This is a genomic window from Ochrobactrum sp. A-1 (genome assembly GCF_022488005.1).
Classification (GTDB): Bacteria; Pseudomonadota; Alphaproteobacteria; order Rhizobiales; family Rhizobiaceae; genus Brucella.
The window spans coordinates 906,232-931,808 of sequence record NZ_JAKVQC010000007.1; the positions used below are offsets into that span (position 1 = coordinate 906,232).

Genomic DNA, 25,577 nt, shown 5'->3' on the forward strand with positions numbered 1-25,577 from the left:
GTGGCAATTACTTCTGTCATTGTCGTTTTCCTTGCGTTCGGGAGGCTCAAGCGCGGTCGGCGCGCAGGGTGAAATTGGGTTTGAAGAGGACGACGTTGGTTTCGCCCTGGTAGAGTTGGTCCAGCAGGGTTTGTCTGGTTCGGTCATCGCTGCGACCCATGCCGTTCCAGCGGTGGCGGCTGATCTCATGCTCGCGCTTGACTGCGAGAGCGCCGCATTCGTAGAGCGCTGCGTTGAAATTCTGGACATCAGCCGGAGTGAGGAAAACGCCTTGCGTCTCGTACTTCAGGAACGACCGACGCCATGCGAAAAGCGTGTCACTCAAGGCATAAAGATCGGCATCCATGGTTATGCTCCTTCCTTGATAAGGCTGTGCGGGCATCCACTCCGGCATGCCTGAAACATGCGGATGCGATGGGCGTTGGTTGTTGCGAAAGGCTTGCGCTGCCAAAGCACACAGGTGTTGCGTGGCAGATCGCCGAGGACCGGGCAGTCAACGGTCTCCGCCATCAAAGCCCCACGAACAGCTTGTTCAACTCGGCCGATATCGCCGTTCTGATAGCTGTTGGAGAGAACCTGACTGACGGCGGAAGCCGAATAACCAACCTTGCGAGAAATCGCAGACTGGCTTTCACGATCACAGGCTTCCGCCAGAATGACGATCCAGTCCGGGATGATGTCTCCCCAGGCGGTGCGCGCCTTGTCGATGTTGGAAAGCTTGGCGGCGATCATGGTTGCACCTCTTCGGTGACAACCGGGCCGACAATCTCATGCCGGTTCTGATCAAAGACGCCCTTGGCGCGCAGGATAATCGGCGGTAGCGGTCCAGTGTTCATGTCCGGCGAAAGCCGATAGATACCGAGGTTGCCGGATTTCCCCTTCTGCATCTCAATCAGGTAGCCAGCCTTGGCCAGAAACTTGATGTAAGATTTCGCCGCCTCGATGCCGATGCGAGTTTCATCGGTCGAAGCCCAGATGGAAATATCCTGCGCAGTGAAACCTTGTGCGCCTGCACTCATGCGCATGTGGTTCCACATGGCTTTCTGTTTGCTGACGCCTTCTATCACGGTGCCGTCGCGACGCACCTTCGGGGTCATTGACTGGCGGATGGCGACTTTGAACGTCTCACCATCCCGGTCTGAAACAACTGGCTCGATAAAGCCTGCCTTCACCAGACGCCGCATGAAATCGTTGATGTCCGATTGTGTCGCGTCTGAACGATTGAACACGTCGCGAGCGGTAAAGCTGCGGTCGGCTACTGCGTAGTCCATCATGACCGTCCAGTAGTGATCGAAGCCACGCTTGGGGCTTTTGCCCTTAACGGCGGTAACCTTGAGAACGATGCCCATCAAGCGGCCCTCCGGTTGCGGGAGGGAACCGCGCCGGTGCAGAAATAACCCGCGCCATGCTCCTGATACTGCGCAAGGCTGATTTCCTTCAGGCCGAGTTCGTCGGCGGTGTTGGCGATGGAATGGAGGGTGTTACAGATGCGGCGGACGCGACCGTCACCTTCCATGCGCGCCTGATCGAGTAGATCATCCCTGACATCGATGTGACGACAGAACGTTCGGGCGAGCGTGCGCGTGTCGTCCAGGTCGCAAGGCTGCGCATAACCCCATTCCAGAACGAGGTCGCGAAACCGATCGACACGCTCCAGCTTCTTCGGGAACAGCTCTTCACCGATCAGCAGCACCGGAACGTTGCTCTTCTTGGCGATCATGCGCACCAGCTCGATCATGTTCCGATCGACCAGCTTGTCAGATTCATCAATGATGAGCGGACGCTTCGGGTCACGGGCCAGGATGCCGATGATGTCGTCTTCCAGATCGGAAAGCGTACCGCGTGCATCCGGATGGCCTAGCTCCGACAGGATGGCGGTGAGCAGCTTCTTTTTCGTCCAGGTGTCGGAAACCTCGACATAGGCCGCAGCCGTCTTGTTCATGGCATAGAGCGCGGCCACGCTCTTGCCATAGCCGGAGAAACCGGCGAAGACGCCTAGGTTTGGCTGCAACGGATGACGATTTTGCAGCGAGCGGACCAGAGTGAGGCATGCAGCCACATTCTTGATCGGCGCTGTGTCGCCTCCATTGACAAATTGTTCGCTACCAGTCATTTTTTAACCTCGTCATTTGGGAAGTGCTTTCTGAAACCCCGCGCCAACGGGGTTTTATTTTTTAGCGAGCGATCTTCAGCGCTTGCTCCAGTCCAAAATCCTTTGCTGTGTCTTTGATGGTTCGGTATGCGGCCGTGGCCTGGAAGCGGACGAGCTGCGCGGCAGTGTCTGCATCCAGTTCGATGCCAGCGGCGATCTTGGTTTCGAGGTCCATGGCCCATTTGAAGCGGCGCGCATTGGCGCTTAGGCCCGCATCGGGATCGAGGTGGACAACCGTCGATACCTTCCGATCCTCAGCTTCGCGCTTGATCGCTTCATGCAACTCTGCCGCCTTTTCGTTGAGCGGCTTTGGCTGGATACCCGCTTGCGGAAGTGTGGCGGCATCAATGGCGGCGACGATGGCCGGTGTGGTGTGCTGCTCTTCGCGCTTCGGCAACTGGATGATGTTGGCGGTCTGTCCGGCCTTCTCAGCAGCCTTACGCTTTGCAAGCCGGATTGTGCGCTCGATACCCGACGGGCCTTTTTTCAGCTCGCGTATATCGGCCTTGATCTCGCGTTCACGCCGACGAACGATATCGGCGGCAATGTCCTTCTGCGCCTTGACGAATTCCTGCGGATTGACGCCTGCCAGCTCTGGGCAGATCGCCACGTCGAGGAACTCACCGCCTTCAGCGGAAAACACGTACATCTTGCCCATGTCGAGCGGATCGCGGCGGCAGAACACTTCGGTTCCAACCATGATCGTACCGGAGACGTAATGCAGGCCGTTGTCCTTGATGCCCTGTTTGGTCATCTTGCGCAGTCCGTTCTTACCAGCGACTGGCATCAGCAGGGTATCGAGCGCACGTTCGTCGATGCGGCGGATCGGCGTGGTGGAAGCCTGGGCGACTTCGTTCGGTGTCCGCCCCTTCAGGCCGCTATGCGCGCTTTCCTGGTAGACGAACTCAAGCCAGTCATCGATATGCTGCTGAAGCTGCGCGGCAGTGAGCGAAACTTCGAACAGTTCGTGTTCGTCAGCACCAAGGCGCTGTGCGAAGCTCTTCCGGCCTTCGATTGCCTTACGATCAGCGACAGAGTGCCCGATGTAACCCGGCAGCTGCGGACAGACGTTGTGCTGGAACGTCTTGATAACGCGCTCAACATGGCCTTTTTGCTCAGGGCTGTAGGCGTCCGAAATGTCGGCGGTGATGTCGAGATTGTCGAAGAGGCGCTTGGTCGCGATGGCTACGAAATCGGAGCCATTGTCCGTCTTGATAACGGTGGCGGCACCCATCTGCAGAATGGCTTTGCGGATCAGCAGGGCAACAGCCGATGCACGCGGCGTTTTCGATAGGGTTATAACCAGACGGCGTGTGGCAATGTCGATGCAGGCATACATCGAATAGCGCCCATCCACGCACAGGGCATCAACGGGCGATGCGTCGATCATCCAGAGCGCGTTAGGTTCATCAACATGGCGATAGGTTCCGGTGCCGGACAGCTTCATCGTGGAGCGGAACTTGTCTGGGTCCGTAATTTTGGTCAGGACCACCTTTTCAGCCGCCTTCAGGTTTGCAATAAAATGCTGGAAGGTACGAACTGGCGGCAAAGGCTTCACCTCGCCGTTGCGGTCGGTTAGCTCGGGTCCGAAATGGTCTTCGCAATATCCACGGATGATATCGGCGGACAGGTGCGGATTGGACGCAAGCCACGCGAGAATGAATGCTCGAACCTCGCCGTTATTGGCGGTCTCCAGCAAACCTTTGCCCTTACGGGCCTCAGAACGATCAACGGCAAGCGCATCTTTCGCGCCTTTTGCCTTGGTCGCTCGCCAACGGAAAACTGAACGTTGCGAAATGCGCGGCAGGGTTTCCTTGACCCATGGGTCCACCTGGATCATGCCAACGTTGTAGCGGTCGCAGAATACGAACAAAGCGCCTTGAACGCTCAGATTAAGGCCTTTCAAGAACAGTTCAAAAGCCGCAACTACAGCAAGGCGCGCATCCCGCTCACGTTGGGCGCGGTCGCTCAAGGGTGCTGTTGGGTGGATTTCTGCCTCGGCCTGCGGTAGTGCTTCGACACGGCCCGTGACCATGTAACGCTGAACATAGGCAATCTGCGGGAGCGTAGGCAGTAAACGATAATGATACTGCAAACCGCCGCCGACATCGGCACGACCACGGCATAATGAAGGGTAAGAACTCCAGTTGTGCCGCTTCGCATGGCGAATTACGCCACTCTCCGAATGCGGAATGCCGGGCAATTTTTCTTCTGCAATCTGTTTCGCAGTCAGCCATTCCTTCATGGCGGCGACCGGCGCTGGAATAATACGGGTTAGCTCGTTCATCGACGTGCCTTTCGCTTCGCTGACAGCACCTGCCGTCGCGCCTGCAATTCTTCAATGTGATCCTCAAGCAACCTGTCTTCGATCAGGTCTGCGTATTCGTTTTCGATAACCGTCAGGCCGAACATGCCGGGAACGAAGCCGAGCAGTTCCTTGGCGTCAGTAGCGTGAACGAGCGCGATGAAGGCATCGAGCGGTATGCGGTGTTCTCCGCTTGCCTCGGATGCCCATTTGTCCAGCATAGCGGTAGAGATCGACCGATCCAGATATCGGGTCATGGAGGCGGCTATTTCCGAGCGACCCTTGTTGTCGTCACGCGCATCGCGAAGAGCGCGAGCTACAAGCCGGGCAATCTGATTATCGAGCGAGCCGCGACCGGTCACACCTTCTTCGTAGCGGATTGCCACCTGGGGAGGCGTCCACTCGAACAAGTCTTTGGTGAGAGGGTCGCGGCGCTTGGTCATTAATGTGCAGCCTGCCGCTCTGCGAACCAGCGCAGCACCGCCGCTTCATGCAGCGCAAAGAAATGATCCTGCTCAGCAGGCTTCAGCCGTGCGAAACGGTCAGCGATCTTTTCCCAACGGGCCGGTTCGTTCGGCTTCGGCGTACCATCGATCTGGATAATTGCTTCAGTTACGGTCTGCGCCTTGCCATCAAGCACCAGTTCAATGATCGCCGATGCGCGCTCATATGGTTCGTTTGCAAGGGACAGAAGCGCTTGCTGATTGTCGCAAAGCGGAACGAATATCGCCATACGGTCCCGCAGGTCGGCCGGGATACCCGCAATCTTGATTGAGCGGAAAACTTCGTTGCGACCGATCTTCAGGAAGCGCTGCGCTGCCTCGGAAAAGCTCAGCGCAAACGTCTCGCTTTCTTCCATGATTTCAGCGTCGGTCGAATTAAGTACCAAGTTGGTACTAAACTCCGTTTCCGGTTGCGCCTGTGTTTTAGGCCCGCGCTTTACGGGATGAGCAGCCCGCCAGATCGCGCACCAATCGGCAACATCTACACTGCGCTCCAGAACAGTTAGGCTGTGGCGATAGAAATTCTCCGCAATACCGGTGAGCCGAATTTCAGCCTGGTCCGCAAATTCGTCCGGCTGGCGTATCGCCGCGATTACGGTTGTCTTCAGCAGCGCAGCAGCTGCAAGACGCTTCGCGCCAAAAACCAGCTGGTAGCGTCCGTTCTTCTGTTCGATCACTTCGATTGGCTGGCGTTGGCCGCGAACCTTGAAGTCTTCAGCAATGGCGAAGGAAGCGTCTGGCGACACCTTCTTGTGTTCAGCGGAAACGTCCACGAGCGACGGGTTAATGTCAGCAATAATCATGTTAGATGCTTTCGATTGTCAGGATGGTAAAAATGGCTGACGGAACCGTCAGGCAGCTGTCTGTGCACCGTCAGCATTCGCGTGACGTTTTGGCCTTCCGCCGCCAGACTTGTTGCTGCTACTATCCACCCCGTCATGACGACCGCGCGTGTACATGTCGGGAAACATCTCGCGGAACGGAACGCCAAGGGCAGCGGCAATCGCTTCCGCTCCAGGCCGACTGGCTCCAATGATTCCGGCACGGCAAGCTGCGGGATACATGCCAGCATCGCGAGCTATTCCGGTCAGGGTTTTATTCTGCCGCAGTAGCTCGTCCTTGATCGCTGCACGGTCCCACTTTTTTGGGTTCGTCATGGTTGCTCCCTGTTTTCTGACCTGTGCAAGAGGTCGGTTGGCTTGGGTGTAGGTGTTGAAACAGTGTCGCAACGGATATTCGCGTAATTATGCGAATAAGTCAACGTAAAACCGCGAATATTTGCGGTCAGACTTATTTGGTTGGCGTAATTACGTGAGTACCAAGCCAACGTATTGATTGCACAGCGCATTTTCTGATTTCGCTGGCAAATTTCTATGTCTGGCACAGGGTCAGAGTTGACGTAATTATGGGAACAACGTTCGCAGAACGATTAGGGCAGATCGTTGATGGGGAATCTGTTCACGCTTTTTCGAAAAAGGCGGGAATCAGCGATTCGACGTTCCGGCAGTACTTGAATGGAACAATGCCTGGGCTGGAGAAGCTCATACAGATCGCAGACGCTGGCGGCGTAACGCTGGACTGGCTGGCGACAGGCAAAGGCCCAAAGCATGCGGGCCAAACGCTGCCCGCGACATCTGAACCAAGTATTGTAAATTCGGATAACGGATATGCGCTTATTCCACGGCTCGATATCCAGCCGTCTGCGGGCACCGGATCAATCATTTACGCTGAAGATGCTCTTGATTTCCTTGCATTTCAGACTGATTGGTTGAAGGCGAGAGGCATTCGTCCAGAGTGCGCGAGGGTGCTCACTGCACGCGGTGACAGCATGATGGAAACAATCCATGATGGAGACGCCCTTTTGGTGGATACGTCAATCAATCGCTTTAAGGACAACGCGATTTACGTATTGGTGTATGGCTCAATGGTATTGGTGAAGCGCATTCACGCTCGGATGAACGGCTCTGTCCAATTGATCAGTGACAATCCGCGCTATCCACCCGAAGAAATCACAGAAGGCGAGATTGATCAGTTGCATATTGCCGGGCGCGTTATGTGGTTCGGGCGGTCAATTTAAATTTGATGTCCAAGGTTCGCCCTGCCATTCGATCTTGCGCCGCATTTTTGTGAATGGTGTACTGCTGATTTCATGAAAGCCCCGGTTTTCCGGGGTTTTTCCGTTATAAATCGCCAATTCCCACTTATTCCCGGATAATCCCGGTTACTGCCATATGATATTGCGGGTTACATTTGCTTAGCTAATCAGCCTCATTTTTATAATTTAGATTACTGTGGAAAGACTCGCCGAAACGAACACATACAGATGATCCATTTGGATTTTTCCTCGTCCTGTTGTGGGGCTATCGTGTTCAGACAAATCAAACTGGCGCGGTCATATGTGGAAATCTGGACATAGTCATAGCAAGGCATGTTGCTTCGACAATTATCCGAAGTCGGTCGTCGCACGGATGATCGGTGGCCATCGATGACCTCGATTCCAGATCCCGTCAAGTTCTCCAATGGCCCAACGGGACGCGTCATCAAAGCATCCTCAGCGCGGGCTTGGCTGGAGGGCTACAACCTCCTCCAAAGTGCTAAAGCCGCAGCAGAAGAACAGCAGGCGGCATCCCGCAAGGCCTATGGCGACAGTTACGCCCAGGGTTATGAGGACGGGTATAGCGAAGGACGGACGGCGGCTACACGCCTGATTCAAACCACAACTGCCAGAGTTGATCGATATCTCGGATCGCTGGAGAACGAGATCACCAGTCTCGCGCTCGATATTGTCACACGTGTGCTCGGTGCGTTCGATACAGGCAATCTACTGGCCCAGGCAGCTCGTCAGGCGCTGGTGGATCTGCGTCGCTCAAAATACGTGAAGATTGCCGTCAACCCGGCCATGGAACAGGCTGTGCGTCGTGAACTTGCCGACCTGATGGCGAATGAAGAAATCCCCTTTGAAATACATGGCGATCCCGAACTGGCGGCTGATGCCTGTATTCTCTCTTCCGATCTTGCAGTGATCGACGCCACGCTCAAGGTACAGTTGGAAGCAATACGCACCAATCTTCAAACAGCCGATGCAACGTTTTCCAGAACGGGGCATGAATGAACGAAACAGACACGAAGCTTGCCTCCATCATCCCCCGATTGCGCGGAGGACTGACCGAAAACAGGGTTTCCCGTCCTAGCCGCGGTCGAGTGCGCGATGTCACTGGCCTGATGATCAGCGCCTCTATCGATGAAGCGCGCATGGGTGAAATCTGTGATCTTGTCGACCCCAAATCAGGTCAGCGAGGAAAAGCCGAAGTCGTCGGGCTAAGGGACGACACCGCGATCTTGCTCCCATTAGGCGACATTCAAAACCTATCCAGTCTTACAGAGGTTATCCCGACACGAAATGTACAGCAAATCCGTGTTGGATCAGGCCTTCTCGGTCGGGTCATCGATTCTCTGGGCAATCCCATCGATGGTGCGCCGTTGGAACCCGGTAACGACTGGCACTCCTATCCGGTCATGGCCCAGGCGCCCGAGCCGATGGAAAGGATGTTGATATCGGAACCCATGCATTTCGGTGTAAGGGCGATCGACGGAATGCTAACCTGCGCCCGGGGCCAACGCGTTGGTCTGTTTGGTGCACCCGGCGTCGGAAAATCACTCCTTCTGGCCGAGATCGTCGAAGGTAGCGATGCAGATGTCACCGTTGTCGCCCTGATCGGGGAACGCGGCCGGGAAGTGCGCGAGTTCATGGAGCATCATCTTGGCGTAGCAACACGACAACGCTGTGTAGTGGTCGCAGCCACTTCTGATCGGTCGGGTATAGAACGTGTCAAGGCAGCACATGCTGCCACAACCATAGCCGAATATTTCCGCGACCAAGGCAAGCACGTACTGCTGGCAGTCGACAATATCACGCGCTTCGCCAGGGCTCAGCGTGAAATTGGACTTGCTGCCGGTGAGCCTCCCACCAGACGCGGGTTTCCACCCTCTTTCTTTGCTGCTCTACCTCGCTTGCTGGAACGGGCCGGCCCCGGCTCCACCGGGTCGATTACCGGGCTTTACAACGTGCTCATAGAAGGCGACGGCACCCAGGATCCTGTCGTCGAAGAAGTTCAGGCACTGCTGGATGGCCACATCTTCCTCTCGGCAGATCTTGCCCAGCGCAACCATTTTCCCGCCATTGACGTCGTGCGTTCCAATAGCCGCCTGATGTCGAAGGTGATTGACGATAAACATCGTGCGGCGGCGGCACATATTAGACGGCTTCTTGCCAGGTATCAGGAGGTGGAGCTCCTGATACGCATCGGTGAGTACGAACATGGCGCCGATGCGCTAACCGACGAAGCGATTGCAAAGATCGACACGATCAACGACTTTCTGCAGCAAAAACAACCAATGCGCGCACCAATCGAAGAAACCCTGCACCTGATGCGAGGGATAGCGGATTGAACCACGCCAAACAAAAAGCCGTCCTCGAGCATCTGCGCGAGATTCGTAAGTTTCGCGAAACAAAGGCCGGAGCCACTCTCGGTCGTGTCCGGAATCTGGCTCGACAAGCGGAAGCCAGCGCACGCGAAAAAACGGCACTTCGCCTCGCGCACGGCGTTGAGGCTGCAACCATGGAGCAAGAGATACTGGCAACAATGGCGGGTAAAACCATCAACACATCTCGGCTGCAATATCTGGAAGCTTTTCAACAACGCACCGCAGCAATTGGCATGCATCACTGGAAAGAAGATTGCGAGGCACAATCATCTCTCGATCAAGCAATGGAAAAACTGAATGTCGAACAGAGCCGCTACAGACAGGTTTACGCCTCGAAAACGAAGCTTGAGGAGTTGATCGATCGATTGAACAAGTCCTCTGATAATGACGGGTGGCCGGTCTGAATGGTTGCGGTCCTGGCAAATAGAAGACGGGTGGCAACCACCAGTCAGCTCAACGATGAGCTTTGTCCCGCCGTCGAGCCTTTGCGCTTGCCCGAAATACCTACCCAGCACATTGATGCGGTTAACGCACTCAATCGGCGGCGGGGCCCAGTTTCATTTTCAGTAATGGACCGGGCATTTACACTGGGTTTGACCAACTATCCGCCGGACGCAAGGCACGAGGTTTCCCTTGCACTAACGACCCTTTATGGCTCGGCGACACTTCATATCCCCGGCGCATTATTCGATGACTGGTTAGAGCAGTCTGATCCAACGACGGGCTTCGAAAACATGCAGTCGGCTGATCAGACCCTCCTGCTTGAAGCCATTCTTGATAACGAATTGAACTGGCTTGAACAAAAGCTGGATAGCGGAATTGAATTCGTCGGTGTCCGGCGGCGTTCTGATCATCACGATGATTCACTGCTGCCCGTCGTGTCGCTCAAATCCGACTGTGGCCGAGACGTCGCACTGACCATCGGCAGCGATCAACTTGCGCAAAAGCTGGCAACACTGTTCGACCATGCGGCTGAGCCGGCTTCGCTGTTCGCGACATCAGTTCCGGTTCCGCTGCGCATTCTCTACGGCGCAACCACAATTACCCTCCACGAGATGAAAGAACTGGAACAAGACGATGTCATTCTACCGGCAGACAGCGAACTTCATGCAAGTCGATCCTGTTGCCTGATTGGTGACCAATTGGCTGCCCCTGTTTCGGCTATCAATGGTGGCTGGCATTTGAATGATCGCTTCCTTCCTCTAACCGGATCTGAATGGGATTTCGACATGGCTACTGAACGCACAACGGACAACAGTGATGAGGACAGCGTTGCAGCCCTGGCCGATATACCGGTAACTCTGGTGTTTGAGGCAGGTCGTGTGGCGCTACCCCTTGCGGAAGTCCAGCGTCTGGATGCTGGCGCTTTGATCCCGCTCGACGCTCCAGTCGACAACGGAGTCTCGATCTTTGCAAGTGGCAGGCGTGTCGGTCGCGGGGAACTCGTAAAGCTGGGTGAAAAACTTGGCATCCGTGTTGTGAATATCTTCAACAATGATTGAGGCCCAACAGAACCTCCTTCCCCTCATCGTTGTCATCGGAATTGTCGGCCTCCTGCCCCTGGCAGTGGTCACCATGACCGGCTTTCTCAAAATATCCGTTGTGCTGTTTCTGGTACGCAATGCGCTGGGCATCCAGCAAATGCCGCCAAATCTGGTTCTGTACGGAATAGCCCTTGTCCTGACAGTATTTGTCACCACGCCAATGTTGACAGAAATCCAGAGAACACTTGTGGAAGGACAGGCCAAATTCGAAACGGCGGACGACATCATGCGTAGCGCCGAGCTTGTACGCGAACCGATCAAGCGCCAACTTGTGCGTTTCACCAAGCCGGAAGAACGCAGCTTTTTTCAAAGTGCAACACAACGTTTATGGCCCGATGCCAAGCAAGACACCGTGCGCGACGATGACCTGTCTATTCTCATACCCGCTTTCGTTGCCAGCGAATTGACGCGTGCATTCGAGATCGGTCTGCTGCTTTATCTGCCATTTCTCGTGATCGATCTGGTTGTCGCCAATATCCTCATGACGCTTGGTATGATCATGGTGTCGCCAATCCTCATATCCATTCCACTGAAACTGTTCTTGTTTGTCGCAATCGACGGATGGTCGCGCCTGATGCACGGCCTTATCTTGAGCTATTCCTGAAGAGGCGCAATGACAGATGATCTCATTCTCACAAGGGTTCAGGGCACACTATTATCAGTGCTCTATGCATCAGCGCCTGTGATCATAGCTGCTCTGGTCGTTGGAGTGATCGTCGGCCTCCTCCAGGCTTTGACCCAGATTCAAGATCAGTCGTTGCCTCAGGCAATCAAGATTGTCGTCATTCTGGTCGTGATCCTTATTTTCGGGCCGATAGTTGGTCAGGATATCGCACGCCAGGCAACGGTTGCTTTCGAGGAGTTTCCGGGGGTGACGCGATGACATCGATCAGTGGAATCTTTTCAGCGCTTCACCAGGTCCATGTCGTGGTTTTTGTTGCCGCGCTGGCAATGGCACGCATGGTCGGCCTGATGATCCTGATGGCTTTATTCACACGCGCGCGCGTTGCTGGTCTTCTGCGTAACGGTGTGGCCATCGCCTTGTCGATTCCGCTCATGCCGCTTGTTTACAAGACCGTTGTGGACACGAATATGGGCCCGACAACAATGGTGGCACTGGGCATGAAAGAAATGTTCCTCGGCGCCACACTCGGCTTTGTCATGAGCCTCCCATTCTGGGCGGCGGAAGCAGCGGGCGACATTGTGGATCTTCAGCGCGGTGTGACTATGGGATCGCTTATCGATCCCATGATGACTCATGAAACCAGCATAACGGGTACGCTTTTCAGCATTGTCATGATCGTAATTTTCCTGTCGCTGGGCGGGTTGTTGCTGATGCTCGACATTGTCTATACGAGTTATCGCATATGGCCAGTCGATCAGTTCACCCCGGTTTTTCGCACCGAGAGTGTTACGCTTTTTCTTAATCTTTGCACACGGATTGTCACCATGGCCCTGGCTCTCGCATTCCCGCTTATTGTCGGCCTGCTGCTCTCGGATATTCTGCTTGCGCTGGTGTCACGCGCAGCGCCGCATCTTAATATTTTTGCCATGTCGCTCGCCGTGAAATCACTGTCATTCACGGTCCTGCTTCTCCTCTATGCAGCGTTTCTGCTCACCTATTTGAAGGGCGAGTTATCCTTCTTTGGTGAGATTAACGGCCTTCTGGAGGGCCTGGTCGATGTACGATGAAACTTTCAATTAAGGTGGTCTGAAATCGCATCTGGATCACCCGAATACGAATTCTGATTAAGGTGAATAGTCGATGTTTTAACCTACAACCGAAAGGAGGAGTGAAGGTGGTGCAAAGCGGCAGGGGGCATAAATCGGAGGAGCTCGATTTTCTATGCCCAAACACCAGAGGAATATCGAACAGGAAATCGCTGACCTAGTCAGCGATGACTTTCAACGTTTTAACGAACGGCTGACCGAGCAACTGGAAACCATGCCGCAAGGTTTGCGCGCCGCAGCGCGTTTCGTGCTGTCGCATCCAGTTGACGTCGCTCTTAATTCAATGCGCATGCAAGCCAAACAGGTGGGAGTATCTCACTCCACAATGGTACGACTCGCGGAATGGACGGGGTTAGACGGTTATGACGCATTGCGTGCGATCTTCAGGGAAGGAATAAAAGCAGGAACCTGGACTGGAACTGAGGGTTCGACAGACAACGATTGGGGACAACAGACATCCAGTGACAGCCTCGAATGGCTGGCTAAGGAGGTGGAGCGGTGCGGCCTGCAAGACAGAATCCAGCATTATAGGGAAGCGGCCACCATACTGGCTGATGCGGATCGCGTCATCTGCGTGACCAGCGAGGCAGAGCTAACCGTAGCTCACCGTTTCGGGGACTTGATGCAGGCGATCGGGCGCACGGCTGTTTCATTCGATTCAGCAACAGGCGCCCCGACAGAGATCAAATCGCTGGGCCCCCGCGACGCAATGCTGGCCGTGTGTATGGGAGCCTCAATTCCTCAAGTCACAAATACGGCACGATATGCAGGGCGCCGGGGCGCACGAATAGTTGCACTTACCAACTGCCCGGCATCGTCGATCACACGGTTTTCCCATGTGATCGTACTGCCCTCACAAGTATCGCAGACCACACCAACGCTTGCGGCAACAATCGCTTCCGTAGAAATTATCGCGTCACTGATGGTCAATCCCGGCATTGCGTTATAAACGGCACGAACTACCCGGCATTTCGCCGCCAGATCGAGGCAATTGCTTCTATGGCGGCGATGGCGGGGGTTAGGCTGGGAATATTGAGTGCTATCGACGCCGGGCGAAAAATGACCGGTACATCAGCCATCCTCGCAACCAGTGCTTTCGAACTGTCGGTTATCGCAAGCGAAGGAACACCAAGCTGCTTCGCCAGGCGGATGGCGTCTTTAGGCTTATCTCCATGCGGCCGCACGGAGATTACGAGCAGGCATATATCTTCTTGAGCCGCATCGGCGGCATGAAACTGTTCAGATGTTTGCACCCGGGAACCGAGGGCTTGAAAAAGTTGCCTTGCATGACCGACCACCGGGCTTTCCTGAGCCGAGCCAACAAGGACAATCGTCCGTGCCTTCATGAGCCGCTCTGCCGCATCGGCAAGTTGCACCTGAACTTTGTCAGCCGCCAGATCCTTGATCGAGGAGGCGATCAACGCAGGGGTCCTCCCCTCGTCGCCAGCTTTTTCCGGCACGCCCGATTCCGCAGTTACGACAACAGTCCCCTCCCGAAATGAGCTGATGAAGACCTGACGCAGTGCAGCATATCCATCAAGCCCCAACCATTCCGACAAGCGCATTATCGTCGAATGCGAGACACCTGCCGCGCTTGCCAGTTCTCGCATCGACAGGAGCATCACGTCTTGCGGCCGGTCGAGAATAAATCTTGCAGCCGTCTGAATCTGCGGCGTCATGTCATTGAGCTGTGTCCGCAGCAAGGTGAGAATTTCACCCGCCATGTCACGCATTTCGACTGGGCGGCGGTCAGGAGAGGTCACGGACGGCTCGCGCATGGTCTCAACAGACACGCAAGGCCCAAAGCTGACATTCCCCATGCAGTCCGCGCGCAGGTGAAAAAGATCAGAGCTCGTCCGGATCGATAAGACCGTCCCTCGAAAACATATGCAGCGTTAAAACTCATGCGGCTCTCCCTAGCCTCGGAATTGTTCCCCCATGCCGCGTTCTCCCTCCCAATTGGGAGACACGTTGGTAACACCAGTCAGGCAGACCAGTCAAACAGCGCATTTAGCCTGTGGATTCAGTGGATTATACTGGCGTTTGATTTCACTACTGACATATGGACAACTGATTTGAACCCGGCAGGACCACTGGGCCAGCTCCCCCAACAGCGTGCATGCAATCTTGAAAGCCTAAAACCTGATCGTGCAGGATATTGCTTTTTCCTCTGCCTCAGCTCTGATCCGCATCCCACTGTCGTGGCTGACGAAATCAGCTCATCGCGACTTCAAATTTTCCAGATATGTCGATCCGGCCCAACCATTGCGAACTGGCATTCATCCGCTCATGATATCGTGAAGCGCTGCTGCCTTGGCCGTTACTGACCCTTTCGTACGCGCTTTTTTTGCCAGTTTGAGGATTTTGTCGACTTCACCACTGGTTAGTCCCGCCGGGGTGGAGGAACGAACCTCTTGATCATGACCGATCAGGCCATAAGCCAGCACTATGTTTCGCTTGTGATGAAGCTCGGCAGCTCCAGAGGCTTCGACTGTATGGGCTGCCTGCTCCACCACCGAAGCATCGCCTTGTAATGCGGCAGCCAGCGCCAGGTTCGACTGGATATCGACATCTGCGGGTGCCATGCTCAGTGCTTTTTGATATGCCGCGATAGCGCTTTGTGTTTGTCCCGTCATGGTCAGAGCAACACCGAGACGATTATAGGCGCTACTCGTACCAACCACCGGTGCAGCGGAGGTCAGGGCACTAACACCGGCTGATAGGTCACCGATCTGAACCAGCGCGGTTCCCATGCCCAGCAGTGCCGGTCCATTGTCAGGCGATTTGGCCAGAGCCGCCTTATATGCACTGATCGCCTCTTCAGGTTGCCCCGCACGAGAATAGGCATCCCCGGACTGTACCATGATTGCCGCGCTTGCCTCCGGCATCGCGGCGGCACGCGCATAGAGAGGCAGGGCCGTGTCAGCCTCCCCACGACCCTCGATGTCTTTGGCCAGCTTTGCCAATCGCTCCGATTGAGACGTCGGCTCCGAAATTTTCTTAACGGTTTTTTCGCTCATCGTCTGACAACCGGTTGCCAGCAAGAGAGTGCCGAGACCCACTGCTAAACCAAACCGCATCTTCCCCTCATTTTTCCCGCCGCGTCCAGCGGCGTTTATTTTTCTGCTCTTCAACGTTCAATTCTGCACGATGACACCGGCACCAACCGGTACCCGCTCGTAAAGGTCGACAACGTCTTCATTGGTCAACCGAATACATCCCGAGGAAGTCGCCGTGCCAACAGTCCACGGTTGGTTTGTTCCGTGGATCCGATAGAGGGTGGACCCTATATAAAGCGCTCGGGCGCCGAGCGGATTGTTGTGTCCGCCGGGAACAAAGGCGGGCAGCGAACGTCCTTTCAGATTTTCGCGCTCCCGCATCTCAGCCGGTGGACGCCAATCAGGCCACTGTTTTTTGGCAGACACTCGGTCACGCCCCGACCAACTGAGCCCCTCGCGTCCCACTCCCACAGAATATCGCATTGCCTTTCCGCCCCCCAGAACCAGGTCAAGCCGCTTTGCGGTCGTATTTACGATTATGGTGCCAGTCGGCTCCGACCCTGAATAGTTTACAATCCGTTTCGGTACAGGTTCCCTGTTGCGATCAACAGGCTCGCGATCACCTGGGGACAACAGATCTCCGGGCGCCAACATGACATTGGCTTCCTCATCAAAAACCCAGGTTCTGGGGTCATACCCCCCGGTTTGTGCACGCAGTGGAGTTGCAGCGGTAACCGCGAAGATCAAACAGACAATCACGGTAGCGATCCCGGTGCTGTGCCTCCAGGCATCGAGCTGGAAGACATCCGTGTCTTTTTTCACCACACCATTCTCCCGAAGCCGTCTGCGAAACAATCTTGCGATCAATAATGCAGTTTTCGTCGATCTCCCGTTCCATTTGGATTTTCCGTTGTGCCATCGAGCCGGTATCCTTCCACAATGGATGATCCCAGCTCAATCTTGTGTGGTTAGATGCGAAAAGCTGACCGAAATCGCGCTCGGCAACGCCGGTCGAAGACTATGTCCGCCTTCGGGATTGGCTTCGCAATTGTACTCACATGCGCCAGTTTGGGCTGGGCCACCGAACCTGAGTGGCCCGAGGGTCCTTACAAGTACATGGTTATCGATCAGTCGGTGCGTGACACGTTAACCGAATTCGGCCGAAATATCGGGATATCCATCCAGATGAGCCCTGAAATCAAAGGACGTGTTACCGCAAGTGTGCCGGAAGGCAACGCGAAGGAGTTCCTTGAGTGGGTTTGCAACCGTTACGGCCTGGTCTGGTATTTCGACGGATCCACACTACACATCAGCAACGAGACCGAAAATCGCACCGAAGTTCTAGCCATGGACGACAGAGCGCTTGATGGTATCAGCCAGCGACTTGATAATCTTGGGCTTGTCGATCCACGGTTCCCGGTTCGGATTGATCGCGAGCAAAAGGCTGCATCCATATCGGGCCCACCTGCCTACATCACTCTCGTCAAGGAAACCGTCGGCACGTTCACGACCGCAGAAACCGTATCCAACGTTCCCACGAATGTGCGCGTATTTCGCGGGCGGCAAACGCAGGCACAATCAGTCGACGTCGGCTCGCCGACGCTGGAAAAAGTCAATTGAGGAGCACGCCATGCAAGTTGCACCCACCGCATCCGGATTGATTTCGACACAGATGTTGACCATTGCAAACCCCGTTTCGAATGTGGCCGCAGCCTCTCCCACAGGTCTGACAGAAGCGGAAACAGCTCTGCGGGTAAAAGAACAGCAGGCCAGCATGACGGCTCAAAAAATGACTGAAACGCGGGCAACGCAAGTGGCACAGGCCGATCCAGCTTCTACCAATACGAAGACCTTGCAAAACCAAGGAACTGATCGTTCGTCATCGGAGTTGAACGGCTCAGCCAGCGTCAAAGCCGAGAAGTTGCTCGACTATCTTGATAAAGCAGGCACTGACGTCCGGTCACTGTCACCCAGTTCTTTCATGAACTCCGGCGTGAAATCCTTCGTTGGCATTGTCGAAAACGCCCAGAACATGCTGGCTGGAAAAAATGCCGCGCAGGCAAAAGAAGCACCGGGCTCCTCCCAAGGCACGACTGCACATGACCGGGCAAACGAGCGTTCACATGGTGGTCAGGATCTGGCGAGTTTGGATGATGTTCTGGATCGTTACGTTTCTATTTCCTGGGCCAGCTTCAGCGCATCGCTGGCGACGAGTAGCGTCGCCGCTGCCTCCACATCGGTTAATACCCTGGTAAAGCAACAATAGGCGAGCGGCATGCACTTATCTCTTATGTTGAGGCAACGGGTTTGAACGCGCTTATGGTTTCCTCCAGGGTTCGTGCCCTGTTCCTCATCATGTCATTTCTGATGCTGCAGGCCTGTACTGTCGAGCTTTATACCGATCTCGATCAGCGTCAGGCAAACGAAGTCGTGGCTGCACTTGCCCGCAAAGGCATACCCGCAGAGCGGGAAAACAGTAAAAGCGGCAGGATAACCGTTTCCGTTCCAAAAGACCGTTTTGCGGATGCCATGGCTATTCTCAATGAGAATGGACTTCCAAAACAGAGTTTTGAAAGCCTTGGCGACGTATTCAAGAATGATGGCCTGATCTCCTCACCCGTTCAGGAAAAGGCTCGCATGATTTACGGTCTAAGCCAGGAACTATCCAAGACAATACTGGATATTGATGGCGTGCTTTCCGCACGCGTACATCTGGTCTTGCCCGAAAACGACCCACTTCGGCAAAATCTGGTGCCGTCCTCGGCTTCAGTGTTCATCCGACACAAGACATCCGTTCCGATGAACAGTTTGATCCCCCAGGTGAAGATGCTTGTTGCCAACGGTGTCGCGGGGCTTTCCTATGACAAGGTTTCAGTGGTTCTGGTTCCCGTCGCAGCACCCGCGGAGGCAGGCGGGGATGTTCAGGGTTATACATCCTTTCTTGGACTATGGCTGCATCCGGACAGTGTGGCGCCAGCGATCTGGCTGATCACCGCCCTCGTAGCGGCCATATCAGGATTGGCTGTCTGGATATTCCTGCTCATCAACCGACGCAAAAATGGAGAATACAGGATCGGCGAGGTTCTGCCTCCATCCAACAGAACGGCTTCGCCGAATGGATGAAACTGACACTGCGTGGCACAGCTTTCTCGACCAGCCTGCCGACTATGTCGTGCCCGAAAAACTTTCTGCGTGCTTTGATGATCGTATTTCACTGACACAATGCGATCTGCTCTTAAGGAGCCATCGCTTGCGACGGCGCTTGTCTCAACGCTTGATCGCGCATTACGATCTACCCTCTCCTGCAGGAGAACCGGTTGGGGAAGAAGACCGGTCAATCGCGCTGATCCCCTCCGTCAGGTTCGGTGAACTCATCTTGCGCAGTGGTGCCGTGTTTAGGGCAAATGCAATCGCCGGTATCATTGACAGGAGACAGGCGATCCGCCTCCAGACCCTTCTTGGCGAAGATGTCATCGCCTCCGCACTCAGGAATCGTGAACTTGCGGCGGAGAATCGACCACTTAGCGACGTCGAACTGGCATTGGACGAGATCGTTACAGATGGATGGTGCTGCTTTCACGGATGGAGCTTACACGCATCGGAAATCGTAGTTGCCCGACTGAAACTGAAATTTGCCGATGAAATTCCCGAACGAGACCGTGTCACAGTGGAGCACCGTGAACTGGGCGCTGGGATCGTTCGACGTGTCGCAGGCGAATTTTAACTTCCACCATGGCCGCGGATGACAGTCATTGTTCCCGCTCCCATGTCGTTGCTCCACTCACGAAAATCGCGAGATAGTCGGGTTTTCACGACCGCCAGCGCGTCTGACCAACGCTGAACCAAATGGATTTTCCGAACTTGGAACCCCAAGCTAGTATCGCGCTGCACCTGAGAACATGCGCGACGGTTACTGTCGGGCATGAAGTTCGAACTCAAGGAGACCCACATTGACACAAGTAGACAATACGACCGGCGGGAATGTGAACGAACTGCAATCTTTCTGGAAAGAGCAGCACGCCGCTCAGCTCGCATTGACCAAGTTCAACCTTACGGTCGAAACTGACAAGGCCACAAGTCAGGCACGCAACCGCGTAGCAGATGCGGTCGGCCAGTCCGGTCGCTAATACGAGCGTGTCCTGACACGATTCTGCCCGGCCGGACGGTCCGGTCGGGCAATTTTGCCGGGAGGATAACAAGCCGATGCACGCCCTGCCCGCTTTACTGGAAAAATGGCGTAGCGGCTTTACGGATGGGAATGTTCGACTGAGCGTCGCCGCAGGATTACACCAAGGCGCAACCATCTCGCTTGATGGTTCAGCTTACGTCATCGGTTCCGACGCTGAAGCTGATATTGTTTTAAAGGACGCAGGTATTGCCGCTCGTCATGTGCTGGTGCGGCCTGCAGGTACCCGCGTCGAAATCGAGGCCGTCGGCGGTGATGTTGAAGTTGATACTCATCACATCGCCAAGGGGCACGGTTATCGCAGCCGATTACCTGTGAACATCGTCGTCGGCGATGCACAGATGGTGATCTGTGCTCCGTCTCAGCCCGAGCCAAAAAGCTTTTTTAAACGCCCAACGACGGCAGTTGCGGCTGTGGTCTGTTGTATCGGCGTCTTTGCGTCTCTTGCGGCACACGCATTGATGAGCCCGCCGGTAGGCGCTGGGCCAGGTGCTGATAGTGGCAGTACGATGCAAGCTGCCACGCCGGAGAAGGCAGAAACTCCGGCTGTCGCCCACGGCCTGCTGGCCGCTCAACTGGACCAGGCAGGCATCAGCGGAGTGACTTTGGCAGTCGAAAAAAACCGCCTCGTGGCTTCGGGCGCTTTAGCCAAGGAGAAAAGCGAAGCATGGCTAAATATACAGTCCTGGTTTGATCGGAGCTATGGTGACAGACTCGTGCTGACTTCGAACGTCACTGTCAGCGGTGTCGGCACGCCCCCTCGCCTTGCCCTACAAGCCATCTGGTTCGGGCCGAATTCCTACGTGTTGGCAGGAGACGGCACTCGTTATCATGAGGGCGCCTATGTGGAAGATGGCTGGATGATCAGCAAGATTGGCGAGAAGTCGCTTCACCTCAGCAAGGAGGGGGCAACAATTGCTCTAAACTACCGATGACGCGACGCATGGATGCAATCCGCCTTGACCCAGGCCCGCCAGGCGACATCCAGAATATTGGGCGCTCCCAAGCAGTTCACGGCAAAGAAATTGAGCGCCAGAATCTGAAGGCCATTGATGCGCTTCGCAAGCGCAGAACCGCGCAAGGTACGACAGAGGCTGATGCGAGCGAGGCCGCACCGTCTGAAATGACCTTCGCGTCTCTGCACAACAGCGACACCCTCAACGAAATTCTCACCGAATTCGTGCGCCCGCGCATCGTCGATGTGTCGATCATCGGGCATGCAGCGCAACTACTCGGCGAATATATCGATGGTGGTCTGATGCCGCTGGAGGGAAACGGAAATCTACGCTCGCTCACAGTCGCATTGATTGATGATGAAATCAGCCGCCACAACAGTTTTTCCAATCGGCTGCGCGAGGAGACCAGCACTGACAAATCCTCGTGACACCGTTCAGTTGCTCCATCTGCTTGGCTATGTCTACGGATGTCATGGGCAGGCCAAACGGGGAGCGGCTTATCTTTTGATTGCGGCCCAGTTGTCCCCGGACGATGTCGGGGTCCTTCGGACGCTCAGTTACCTTCTCACGCTTGATGGTGAAGCCGACAAGGCTCTCGAAACAATCTCACGGCTGGAAGTACTGGATGGCAGGCGTGATCCGGCGCTTCACTTGCTGAAAAGCCGCGCTCTTTATGCAGCGGGGCGTCAGGAAGAAGCCCGACAGGCTTTTAACCTGTTTGTGAAAATGCGGGCAGAGATCGGGGCATGATGAACAGGATATCCCGTTTCCTCGCAAGAGCACGGAACACCAGCGATATCGTTATCGCCGTGCTGGTTCTGGTAGCTGTCAGCATGATGGTTATTCCGCTGCCTACCTGGGCTGTGGACGGACTCATCACGCTTAACATCGCATTCAGCGTCCTCATCCTGCTCAGTTCGCTTTATGCAACCACGCCCCTCCAGTTTTCTGCGCTGCCCTCCGCAATCTTGATCGCAACCCTTTTTCGACTGGCGATCACCATCACAACAACCCGCCTCATTCTTTTGCAGGCGGATGCGGGTGAAATTGTTACGGCGTTCGGGAACTTCGTGGTTGGCGGAAGTATTGCCGTTGGTCTGATCATATTTTTCATCATTACGATTGCGCAGTTCGTAGTGATCGCCAAAGGTGCGGAGCGGGTTGCCGAGGTCGCAGCACGTTTCACACTGGATGCCCTGCCTGGCAAGCAGATGAGTATTGATGCCGAATTGCGTAACGGTGACATCAATCAGGCCCAAGCACGCGCGATGCGCCAAACACTCGAGCAGGAGAGCCAGTTCTTCGGTGCCATGGACGGTGCCATGAAGTTCGTCAAAGGCGATGTGCTTGCAGGAATGGTTTTCATTTTCGTCAATCTCATCGGCGGCCTCGCTGTTGGAGTTCTGCAGCACGAAATGGGGTTTGCAGAGGCTGGTATGACTTATTCCCTGCTTTCGGTTGGTGACGGTCTTGTGGCTCAAATTCCGGCGCTTCTGGTCGCCGTTGCTGCCGGTACAATGGTCACGCGTGTTGCCAGCGCTGAAAATGGCAGTGACTTGGGACGCCAGATTACGTCACAGCTACTGCGCAATTCGCGAAGTCTGATCATGGCCAGCCTAATCATGTTCGTTCTGGCGATCGTCCCCGGCTTCCCGATGCCGGTATTTATCATGCTCGGCCTTCTTCTCGGTGTCGCCGGTTATGCCATGCAACGTAATCAGGTCGGCGAAGATAAGGAAGCCGGCGAAACGGTGCAGCTACGGCAGGTGTCCGACGATGACGACAGCAAAGAGCACTTGCCGGTCTATGATTCACCGCTCGTCATTCGAATTGGTACGGAGCTGGCAACAGATATGCCCGCCGATCTGTTGCAGTTATCGCAAAATGAAGCGCGTAGCCTTATCGGCAGTGAACTTGGCATCGACGTGCCTCCGGTTCCTCGGCTTGTCGACGGGAAACTCAAGCCACGCCAGTTACGCATCGATCTTGATGATGTGCCAGTGCTTGAAATGGAGATTCCGTCTGGTTGCGTTCTTGTCGATGAGGACCCGGCCCATCTCGAACTGGCCGGCATTTCCGGCGACAACCTGATGAAGATACAGGGTCTGAGGCAGATATTTCTGGTTGCTGGGGATCATCAGGAGCTCCTTGCCGGGGCCGATATTCCTTTCCGACCAATAGGAAATATTGTGGGGCCTTTGCTGGGTTTTGTTTTCAGGACGTACTCCCAGCATTTCATCGGCATTCAGGAGACCAATAATCTCCTGCAAGATCTGAGCAAAACCTCATCAGAGCTTGTGGCTCAGGTGAAGGAAGCGATGCCGACCACGAAAGTGCTGGAGGTACTGCGAATGCTCGTCGCAGAAGGCGTGACGATACGCAACCTGCGCGTCATCCTGGAAGCGCTCATTGAGGCCGGGAACGAGGAGACGCGTGCACTCAATGAAAAAATTCGTATGGCCTTGAAAAGACAGATCAGCTTTGCGGCAGCCGATGACAATCATGTTATCGCCGCGTTCATTCTTGAACGTTCCGCCGAGCACGACGTACGAAGTGCGCTCCGACATGCGGGCGCAGGCGCGGTACTCGATTTATCCGATGACGCTCTTCACAGCATTGCCCAGCAGATCAAGCAATTGAACGCACGCTCAACGGCTGATACCGCGCCCGTCGTCATTACGGCTGCGGATATTCGCCCGCATCTGCGCGCCCTGCTCGTCCATCACGGCGTCGATATCTCGGTATTGTCCTATCAGGAGTTGGCCTTTGAATTCAATGTGCAGCCGTTGGGAACGGTTACCGGATCAAGCTCCGGGAATAGCGTTCAAGGCAGGCTGACCAATCGTATGCAGGACGTCGGTCACTCACAACAGGCATAAGACAATAAGAGTGGGAACAATAAAACATGGATGAATTCGCATTACGACAGCTATGTCCTGGATATGTTTTCCGGCTGGCATGTTGCCGTATTCTAGCGTTCATTGGCGCGCTGACTTTATTGCTATGCGGAACGGCAAGTGCCCAGGACGCCTTACGCCTGTCGGGCCAAACGGCTATCGACCTGCCTGTCGGGCAAGGTCGTATCATACGTTTCAACGAACCTGTTGAATCCGTTTTCATGGCGGACTCAACCATTGCCGAGCTTCAGGTCGTTGCCCCGGACGTTGTCTATGTGTACGGCGTGAAGCCAGGCGCAACCAATCTCATAGCGATGACCAGGGCTCGCAAGATTCAGGCGGCGACCCAGATCGTCGTCGCCAACAATGCCCGGGCAGCCAACCGTGCAAATCAGGCAGCAGCCCCAACTTCAACCACCAATCTGACGTTCAGCGGCAACCAGCTCATCGTGGATGGCCAGGCTGGCAACATCGATGAAGCACTGGCGACAGAGAATGTTGCTCGCAGCTTTTCCCTTCCCGATCAGCCACCGATCAACAATTCGACTCTGGGCGGAGGGTCACAGCAAGTCAATATTCGCGTCCGCTTTGCGGAAGTAGCGCGCAGCGAACTGCAATCTTACGGCATCGACTGGGAATTCGGATATGAATCGAATGGTCTCAAGTTGGGAATATTCGGTAATAACGCTATTCCTGACGGCGGCGGCAATCTAGGAGCCGGCGGATCGACATCAGGCGGTTTCAAGTTTGATGTTGTGATTGAAGCACTCAAACGCAACGGCCTGGTAAAAATACTCGCCGAACCAAATCTGACTGCGGTCAGCGGACAACCTGCCAATTTTCTCGCAGGTGGAGAAATTCCTATCCAGGTGCCACAGGGCCAGGGCGTCTACACTGTCGAATACAAGCCCTTCGGGGTTTCGCTAAATTTCACTCCGACCGTTATTGGAAAGAACCGCATTGCCATGCATGTCAAACCGGAGGTTAGCGAAATCTCCAGCATCAATGCATCTGCGGGGTCCGACGGTTTCAGTTATCCAAGCTTCGTCGTTCGCAGGGTCGACACCACCGTTGAAGTCGGAAGTGGACAGACCTTTGCGCTGGCGGGACTGTTTCAGCAAAACATGACCCGCAATCTTGAGAAAGTCCCCGTTCTCGGAGACACGCCGATCCTTGGAAGTCTGTTTCGCTCGGAAAGATTTCAGAAACGGGAGACCGAGCTGGTGGTCTTGATCACACCCTACATCGTCAATCCCGTCAGCAGCCGCGATCTGGCAACCCCGATCGACCGGCCCGCGCGAAAGAAACCGCCGCGGACCAGGAATGCACCGTCCATGGGACTGATAATCAAGTGAGGAGGACGCCAATGGCTTTTCACATAACCGGTCTTGGCAGGATCCTTCCGATTATCCTCCTTTCAGCATGTGCAACACCTGCCCCGGAACCGGATCATTCAAATGATTATAGTTATGTTCCCACCGGTCAAAGCGACGGTGCCAAAGGTGTGCAAGGTTCAGTTCTGGTTCCCAATGCTTGCCTGACAGCGCCCGCCGACCAGGAACCAACATCGGCGGGAACCCGGTATATGAAAGTCTCACAGGTCGGGCCACATTTACCCCCAGGCTGTGCAAATGCCTTTAATCTTCAGCGCATGGTTGAAAGTGAGAAAGACCTGATCGAAGGACGCCGCATGGGGCCTCCGCCTTCTGCGCCATCGGTTCGAGCCGCGCGTCGATATATCTACGGAACCGAGGAAGCCCCCGAACAACCTCAAGATAGGGAACCGCAAACGCCATAGCGCAGAACATTTGTGCTCCGC

At 55.1% G+C, this 25,577-nt stretch carries 30 protein-coding genes; 19 read left to right on the forward strand and 11 right to left on the reverse strand.

The window, feature by feature from the left end:
- Positions 1–46: 46 nt before the first annotated feature.
- The 8 genes from MKS82_RS22300 to MKS82_RS22335 form a co-directional block, all read right to left on the reverse strand.
- The gene (locus MKS82_RS22300) at positions 47–346 is read right to left on the reverse strand and encodes a hypothetical protein (protein ID WP_240579289.1); all 300 of its coding nucleotides are present in this window, start codon (positions 344–346) and stop codon (positions 47–49) included.
- A 2-nt stretch (positions 347–348) separates the two neighbouring features.
- Positions 349–732, reverse strand: coding sequence for a transcriptional regulator (locus tag MKS82_RS22305; protein WP_094543761.1), 384 nt, complete (start codon positions 730–732; stop codon positions 349–351).
- Positions 729–1,349 (reverse strand): hypothetical protein, encoded by a 621-nt coding sequence (locus MKS82_RS22310; RefSeq protein WP_094543762.1) that lies wholly within the window; start codon positions 1,347–1,349, stop codon positions 729–731. Before MKS82_RS22310 ends, MKS82_RS22305 begins: the two co-directional genes overlap by 4 nt.
- Positions 1,349–2,113, reverse strand: coding sequence for an AAA family ATPase (locus tag MKS82_RS22315; protein ID WP_094543393.1), 765 nt, complete (start codon positions 2,111–2,113; stop codon positions 1,349–1,351). The genes MKS82_RS22310 and MKS82_RS22315 overlap by 1 nt, the downstream gene beginning before the upstream one ends.
- A 61-nt stretch (positions 2,114–2,174) precedes the next feature.
- Positions 2,175–4,439, reverse strand: coding sequence for a DDE-type integrase/transposase/recombinase (locus MKS82_RS22320; protein ID WP_240579290.1), 2,265 nt, complete (start codon positions 4,437–4,439; stop codon positions 2,175–2,177).
- On the reverse strand, positions 4,436–4,900 hold the full coding sequence (locus MKS82_RS22325) for a hypothetical protein (protein WP_240579291.1): 465 nt from the start codon (positions 4,898–4,900) through the stop codon (positions 4,436–4,438). The genes MKS82_RS22320 and MKS82_RS22325 overlap by 4 nt, the downstream gene beginning before the upstream one ends.
- A complete protein-coding gene (locus MKS82_RS22330) occupies positions 4,900–5,763 on the reverse strand; it encodes a ParB N-terminal domain-containing protein (protein WP_240579292.1) in 864 nt (287 codons plus the stop codon). The genes MKS82_RS22325 and MKS82_RS22330 overlap by 1 nt, the downstream gene beginning before the upstream one ends.
- 48 nt (positions 5,764–5,811) lie before the next feature.
- Complete coding sequence (locus tag MKS82_RS22335; RefSeq protein WP_094543766.1) at positions 5,812–6,117, reverse strand: helix-turn-helix domain-containing protein; 306 nt, start codon at positions 6,115–6,117, stop codon at positions 5,812–5,814.
- Positions 6,118–6,365: 248 nt separating this feature from the next.
- Here MKS82_RS22335 and MKS82_RS22340 point away from each other — a divergent pair, with 248 nt between their 5' ends.
- From MKS82_RS22340 to MKS82_RS22380, 9 genes are all read left to right on the forward strand, one after another.
- Positions 6,366–7,037: an XRE family transcriptional regulator gene (locus MKS82_RS22340; RefSeq protein ID WP_240579293.1), complete on the forward strand. Its 672-nt coding sequence runs from the start codon at positions 6,366–6,368 to the stop codon at positions 7,035–7,037.
- Between the two features lie 408 nt (positions 7,038–7,445).
- Positions 7,446–8,072, forward strand: a complete 627-nt coding sequence (gene sctL, locus MKS82_RS22345; protein ID WP_109989620.1) for a type III secretion system stator protein SctL — start codon at positions 7,446–7,448, stop codon at positions 8,070–8,072.
- Entirely contained in the window at positions 8,069–9,409 is a 1,341-nt protein-coding gene (locus MKS82_RS22350; protein ID WP_109989593.1) for a FliI/YscN family ATPase, read from the forward strand. The genes sctL and MKS82_RS22350 overlap by 4 nt, the downstream gene beginning before the upstream one ends.
- Entirely contained in the window at positions 9,406–9,849 is a 444-nt protein-coding gene (locus MKS82_RS22355; RefSeq protein WP_109989594.1) for a hypothetical protein, read from the forward strand. The genes MKS82_RS22350 and MKS82_RS22355 overlap by 4 nt, the downstream gene beginning before the upstream one ends.
- A gap of 81 nt (positions 9,850–9,930) precedes the next feature.
- Entirely contained in the window at positions 9,931–10,947 is a 1,017-nt protein-coding gene (sctQ, locus tag MKS82_RS22360) for a type III secretion system cytoplasmic ring protein SctQ (RefSeq protein WP_240579294.1), read from the forward strand.
- Positions 10,940–11,593 carry a type III secretion system export apparatus subunit SctR gene (gene sctR / locus MKS82_RS22365; RefSeq protein WP_109989596.1) on the forward strand — a complete coding sequence of 218 codons (654 nt, stop codon included), beginning with the start codon at positions 10,940–10,942 and terminating at the stop codon, positions 11,591–11,593. The genes sctQ and sctR overlap by 8 nt, the downstream gene beginning before the upstream one ends.
- Before the next feature lie 9 nt (positions 11,594–11,602).
- A complete protein-coding gene (locus MKS82_RS22370) occupies positions 11,603–11,872 on the forward strand; it encodes an EscS/YscS/HrcS family type III secretion system export apparatus protein (protein WP_109989597.1) in 270 nt (89 codons plus the stop codon).
- Positions 11,869–12,681 (forward strand): type III secretion system export apparatus subunit SctT, encoded by an 813-nt coding sequence (gene sctT, locus MKS82_RS22375; RefSeq protein WP_240579295.1) that lies wholly within the window; start codon positions 11,869–11,871, stop codon positions 12,679–12,681. Before MKS82_RS22370 ends, sctT begins: the two co-directional genes overlap by 4 nt.
- A gap of 154 nt (positions 12,682–12,835) precedes the next feature.
- Entirely contained in the window at positions 12,836–13,669 is an 834-nt protein-coding gene (locus MKS82_RS22380) for a MurR/RpiR family transcriptional regulator (protein WP_109989599.1), read from the forward strand.
- 10 nt (positions 13,670–13,679) lie between these two features.
- On the opposite strand, the gene MKS82_RS22385 is transcribed toward MKS82_RS22380, so the two are convergent.
- The 3 genes from MKS82_RS22385 to MKS82_RS22395 all read right to left on the reverse strand — a co-directional run bounded on the left by MKS82_RS22385 (position 13,680) and on the right by MKS82_RS22395 (position 16,541).
- On the reverse strand, positions 13,680–14,513 hold the full coding sequence (locus MKS82_RS22385; RefSeq protein WP_181394339.1) for a MurR/RpiR family transcriptional regulator: 834 nt from the start codon (positions 14,511–14,513) through the stop codon (positions 13,680–13,682).
- A gap of 486 nt (positions 14,514–14,999) precedes the next feature.
- A complete protein-coding gene (locus MKS82_RS22390) occupies positions 15,000–15,800 on the reverse strand; it encodes a tetratricopeptide repeat protein (RefSeq protein ID WP_109989601.1) in 801 nt (266 codons plus the stop codon).
- A 57-nt stretch (positions 15,801–15,857) separates the two neighbouring features.
- Positions 15,858–16,541, reverse strand: coding sequence for a L,D-transpeptidase (locus tag MKS82_RS22395; RefSeq protein WP_240579296.1), 684 nt, complete (start codon positions 16,539–16,541; stop codon positions 15,858–15,860).
- 363 nt (positions 16,542–16,904) lie between these two features.
- On the opposite strand from MKS82_RS22395, the gene MKS82_RS22400 reads away from it, so the two are divergent.
- The 10 genes from MKS82_RS22400 to MKS82_RS22445 all read left to right on the forward strand — a co-directional run bounded on the left by MKS82_RS22400 (position 16,905) and on the right by MKS82_RS22445 (position 25,113).
- Positions 16,905–17,339: a type III secretion protein gene (locus MKS82_RS22400; protein ID WP_240579297.1), complete on the forward strand. Its 435-nt coding sequence runs from the start codon at positions 16,905–16,907 to the stop codon at positions 17,337–17,339.
- Positions 17,340–17,349: 10 nt separating this feature from the next.
- Positions 17,350–17,985: a hypothetical protein gene (locus tag MKS82_RS22405; protein ID WP_109989603.1), complete on the forward strand. Its 636-nt coding sequence runs from the start codon at positions 17,350–17,352 to the stop codon at positions 17,983–17,985.
- 53 nt (positions 17,986–18,038) lie between these two features.
- Entirely contained in the window at positions 18,039–18,842 is an 804-nt protein-coding gene (gene sctJ / locus MKS82_RS22410; RefSeq protein ID WP_109989604.1) for a type III secretion system inner membrane ring lipoprotein SctJ, read from the forward strand.
- Positions 18,835–19,443 carry a hypothetical protein gene (locus tag MKS82_RS22415; protein WP_109989605.1) on the forward strand — a complete coding sequence of 203 codons (609 nt, stop codon included), beginning with the start codon at positions 18,835–18,837 and terminating at the stop codon, positions 19,441–19,443. The genes sctJ and MKS82_RS22415 overlap by 8 nt, the downstream gene beginning before the upstream one ends.
- 226 nt (positions 19,444–19,669) lie before the next feature.
- Positions 19,670–19,846 (forward strand): hypothetical protein, encoded by a 177-nt coding sequence (locus MKS82_RS22420; protein ID WP_181394340.1) that lies wholly within the window; start codon positions 19,670–19,672, stop codon positions 19,844–19,846.
- 76 nt (positions 19,847–19,922) lie between these two features.
- A complete protein-coding gene (locus MKS82_RS22425; protein WP_109989606.1) occupies positions 19,923–20,840 on the forward strand; it encodes a SctD/MshK family protein in 918 nt (305 codons plus the stop codon).
- 8 nt (positions 20,841–20,848) lie between these two features.
- On the forward strand, positions 20,849–21,289 hold the full coding sequence (locus tag MKS82_RS22430; protein WP_146206508.1) for a hypothetical protein: 441 nt from the start codon (positions 20,849–20,851) through the stop codon (positions 21,287–21,289).
- A gap of 10 nt (positions 21,290–21,299) precedes the next feature.
- Positions 21,300–21,611 carry a hypothetical protein gene (locus tag MKS82_RS22435; protein ID WP_109989608.1) on the forward strand — a complete coding sequence of 104 codons (312 nt, stop codon included), beginning with the start codon at positions 21,300–21,302 and terminating at the stop codon, positions 21,609–21,611.
- Positions 21,608–23,740 carry a type III secretion system export apparatus subunit SctV gene (gene sctV / locus MKS82_RS22440; protein WP_109989609.1) on the forward strand — a complete coding sequence of 711 codons (2,133 nt, stop codon included), beginning with the start codon at positions 21,608–21,610 and terminating at the stop codon, positions 23,738–23,740. Before MKS82_RS22435 ends, sctV begins: the two co-directional genes overlap by 4 nt.
- Positions 23,741–23,766: 26 nt before the next feature.
- Positions 23,767–25,113 (forward strand): type II and III secretion system protein family protein, encoded by a 1,347-nt coding sequence (locus tag MKS82_RS22445; RefSeq protein WP_109989610.1) that lies wholly within the window; start codon positions 23,767–23,769, stop codon positions 25,111–25,113.
- The last annotated feature ends 464 nt before the right edge of the window (positions 25,114–25,577 follow it).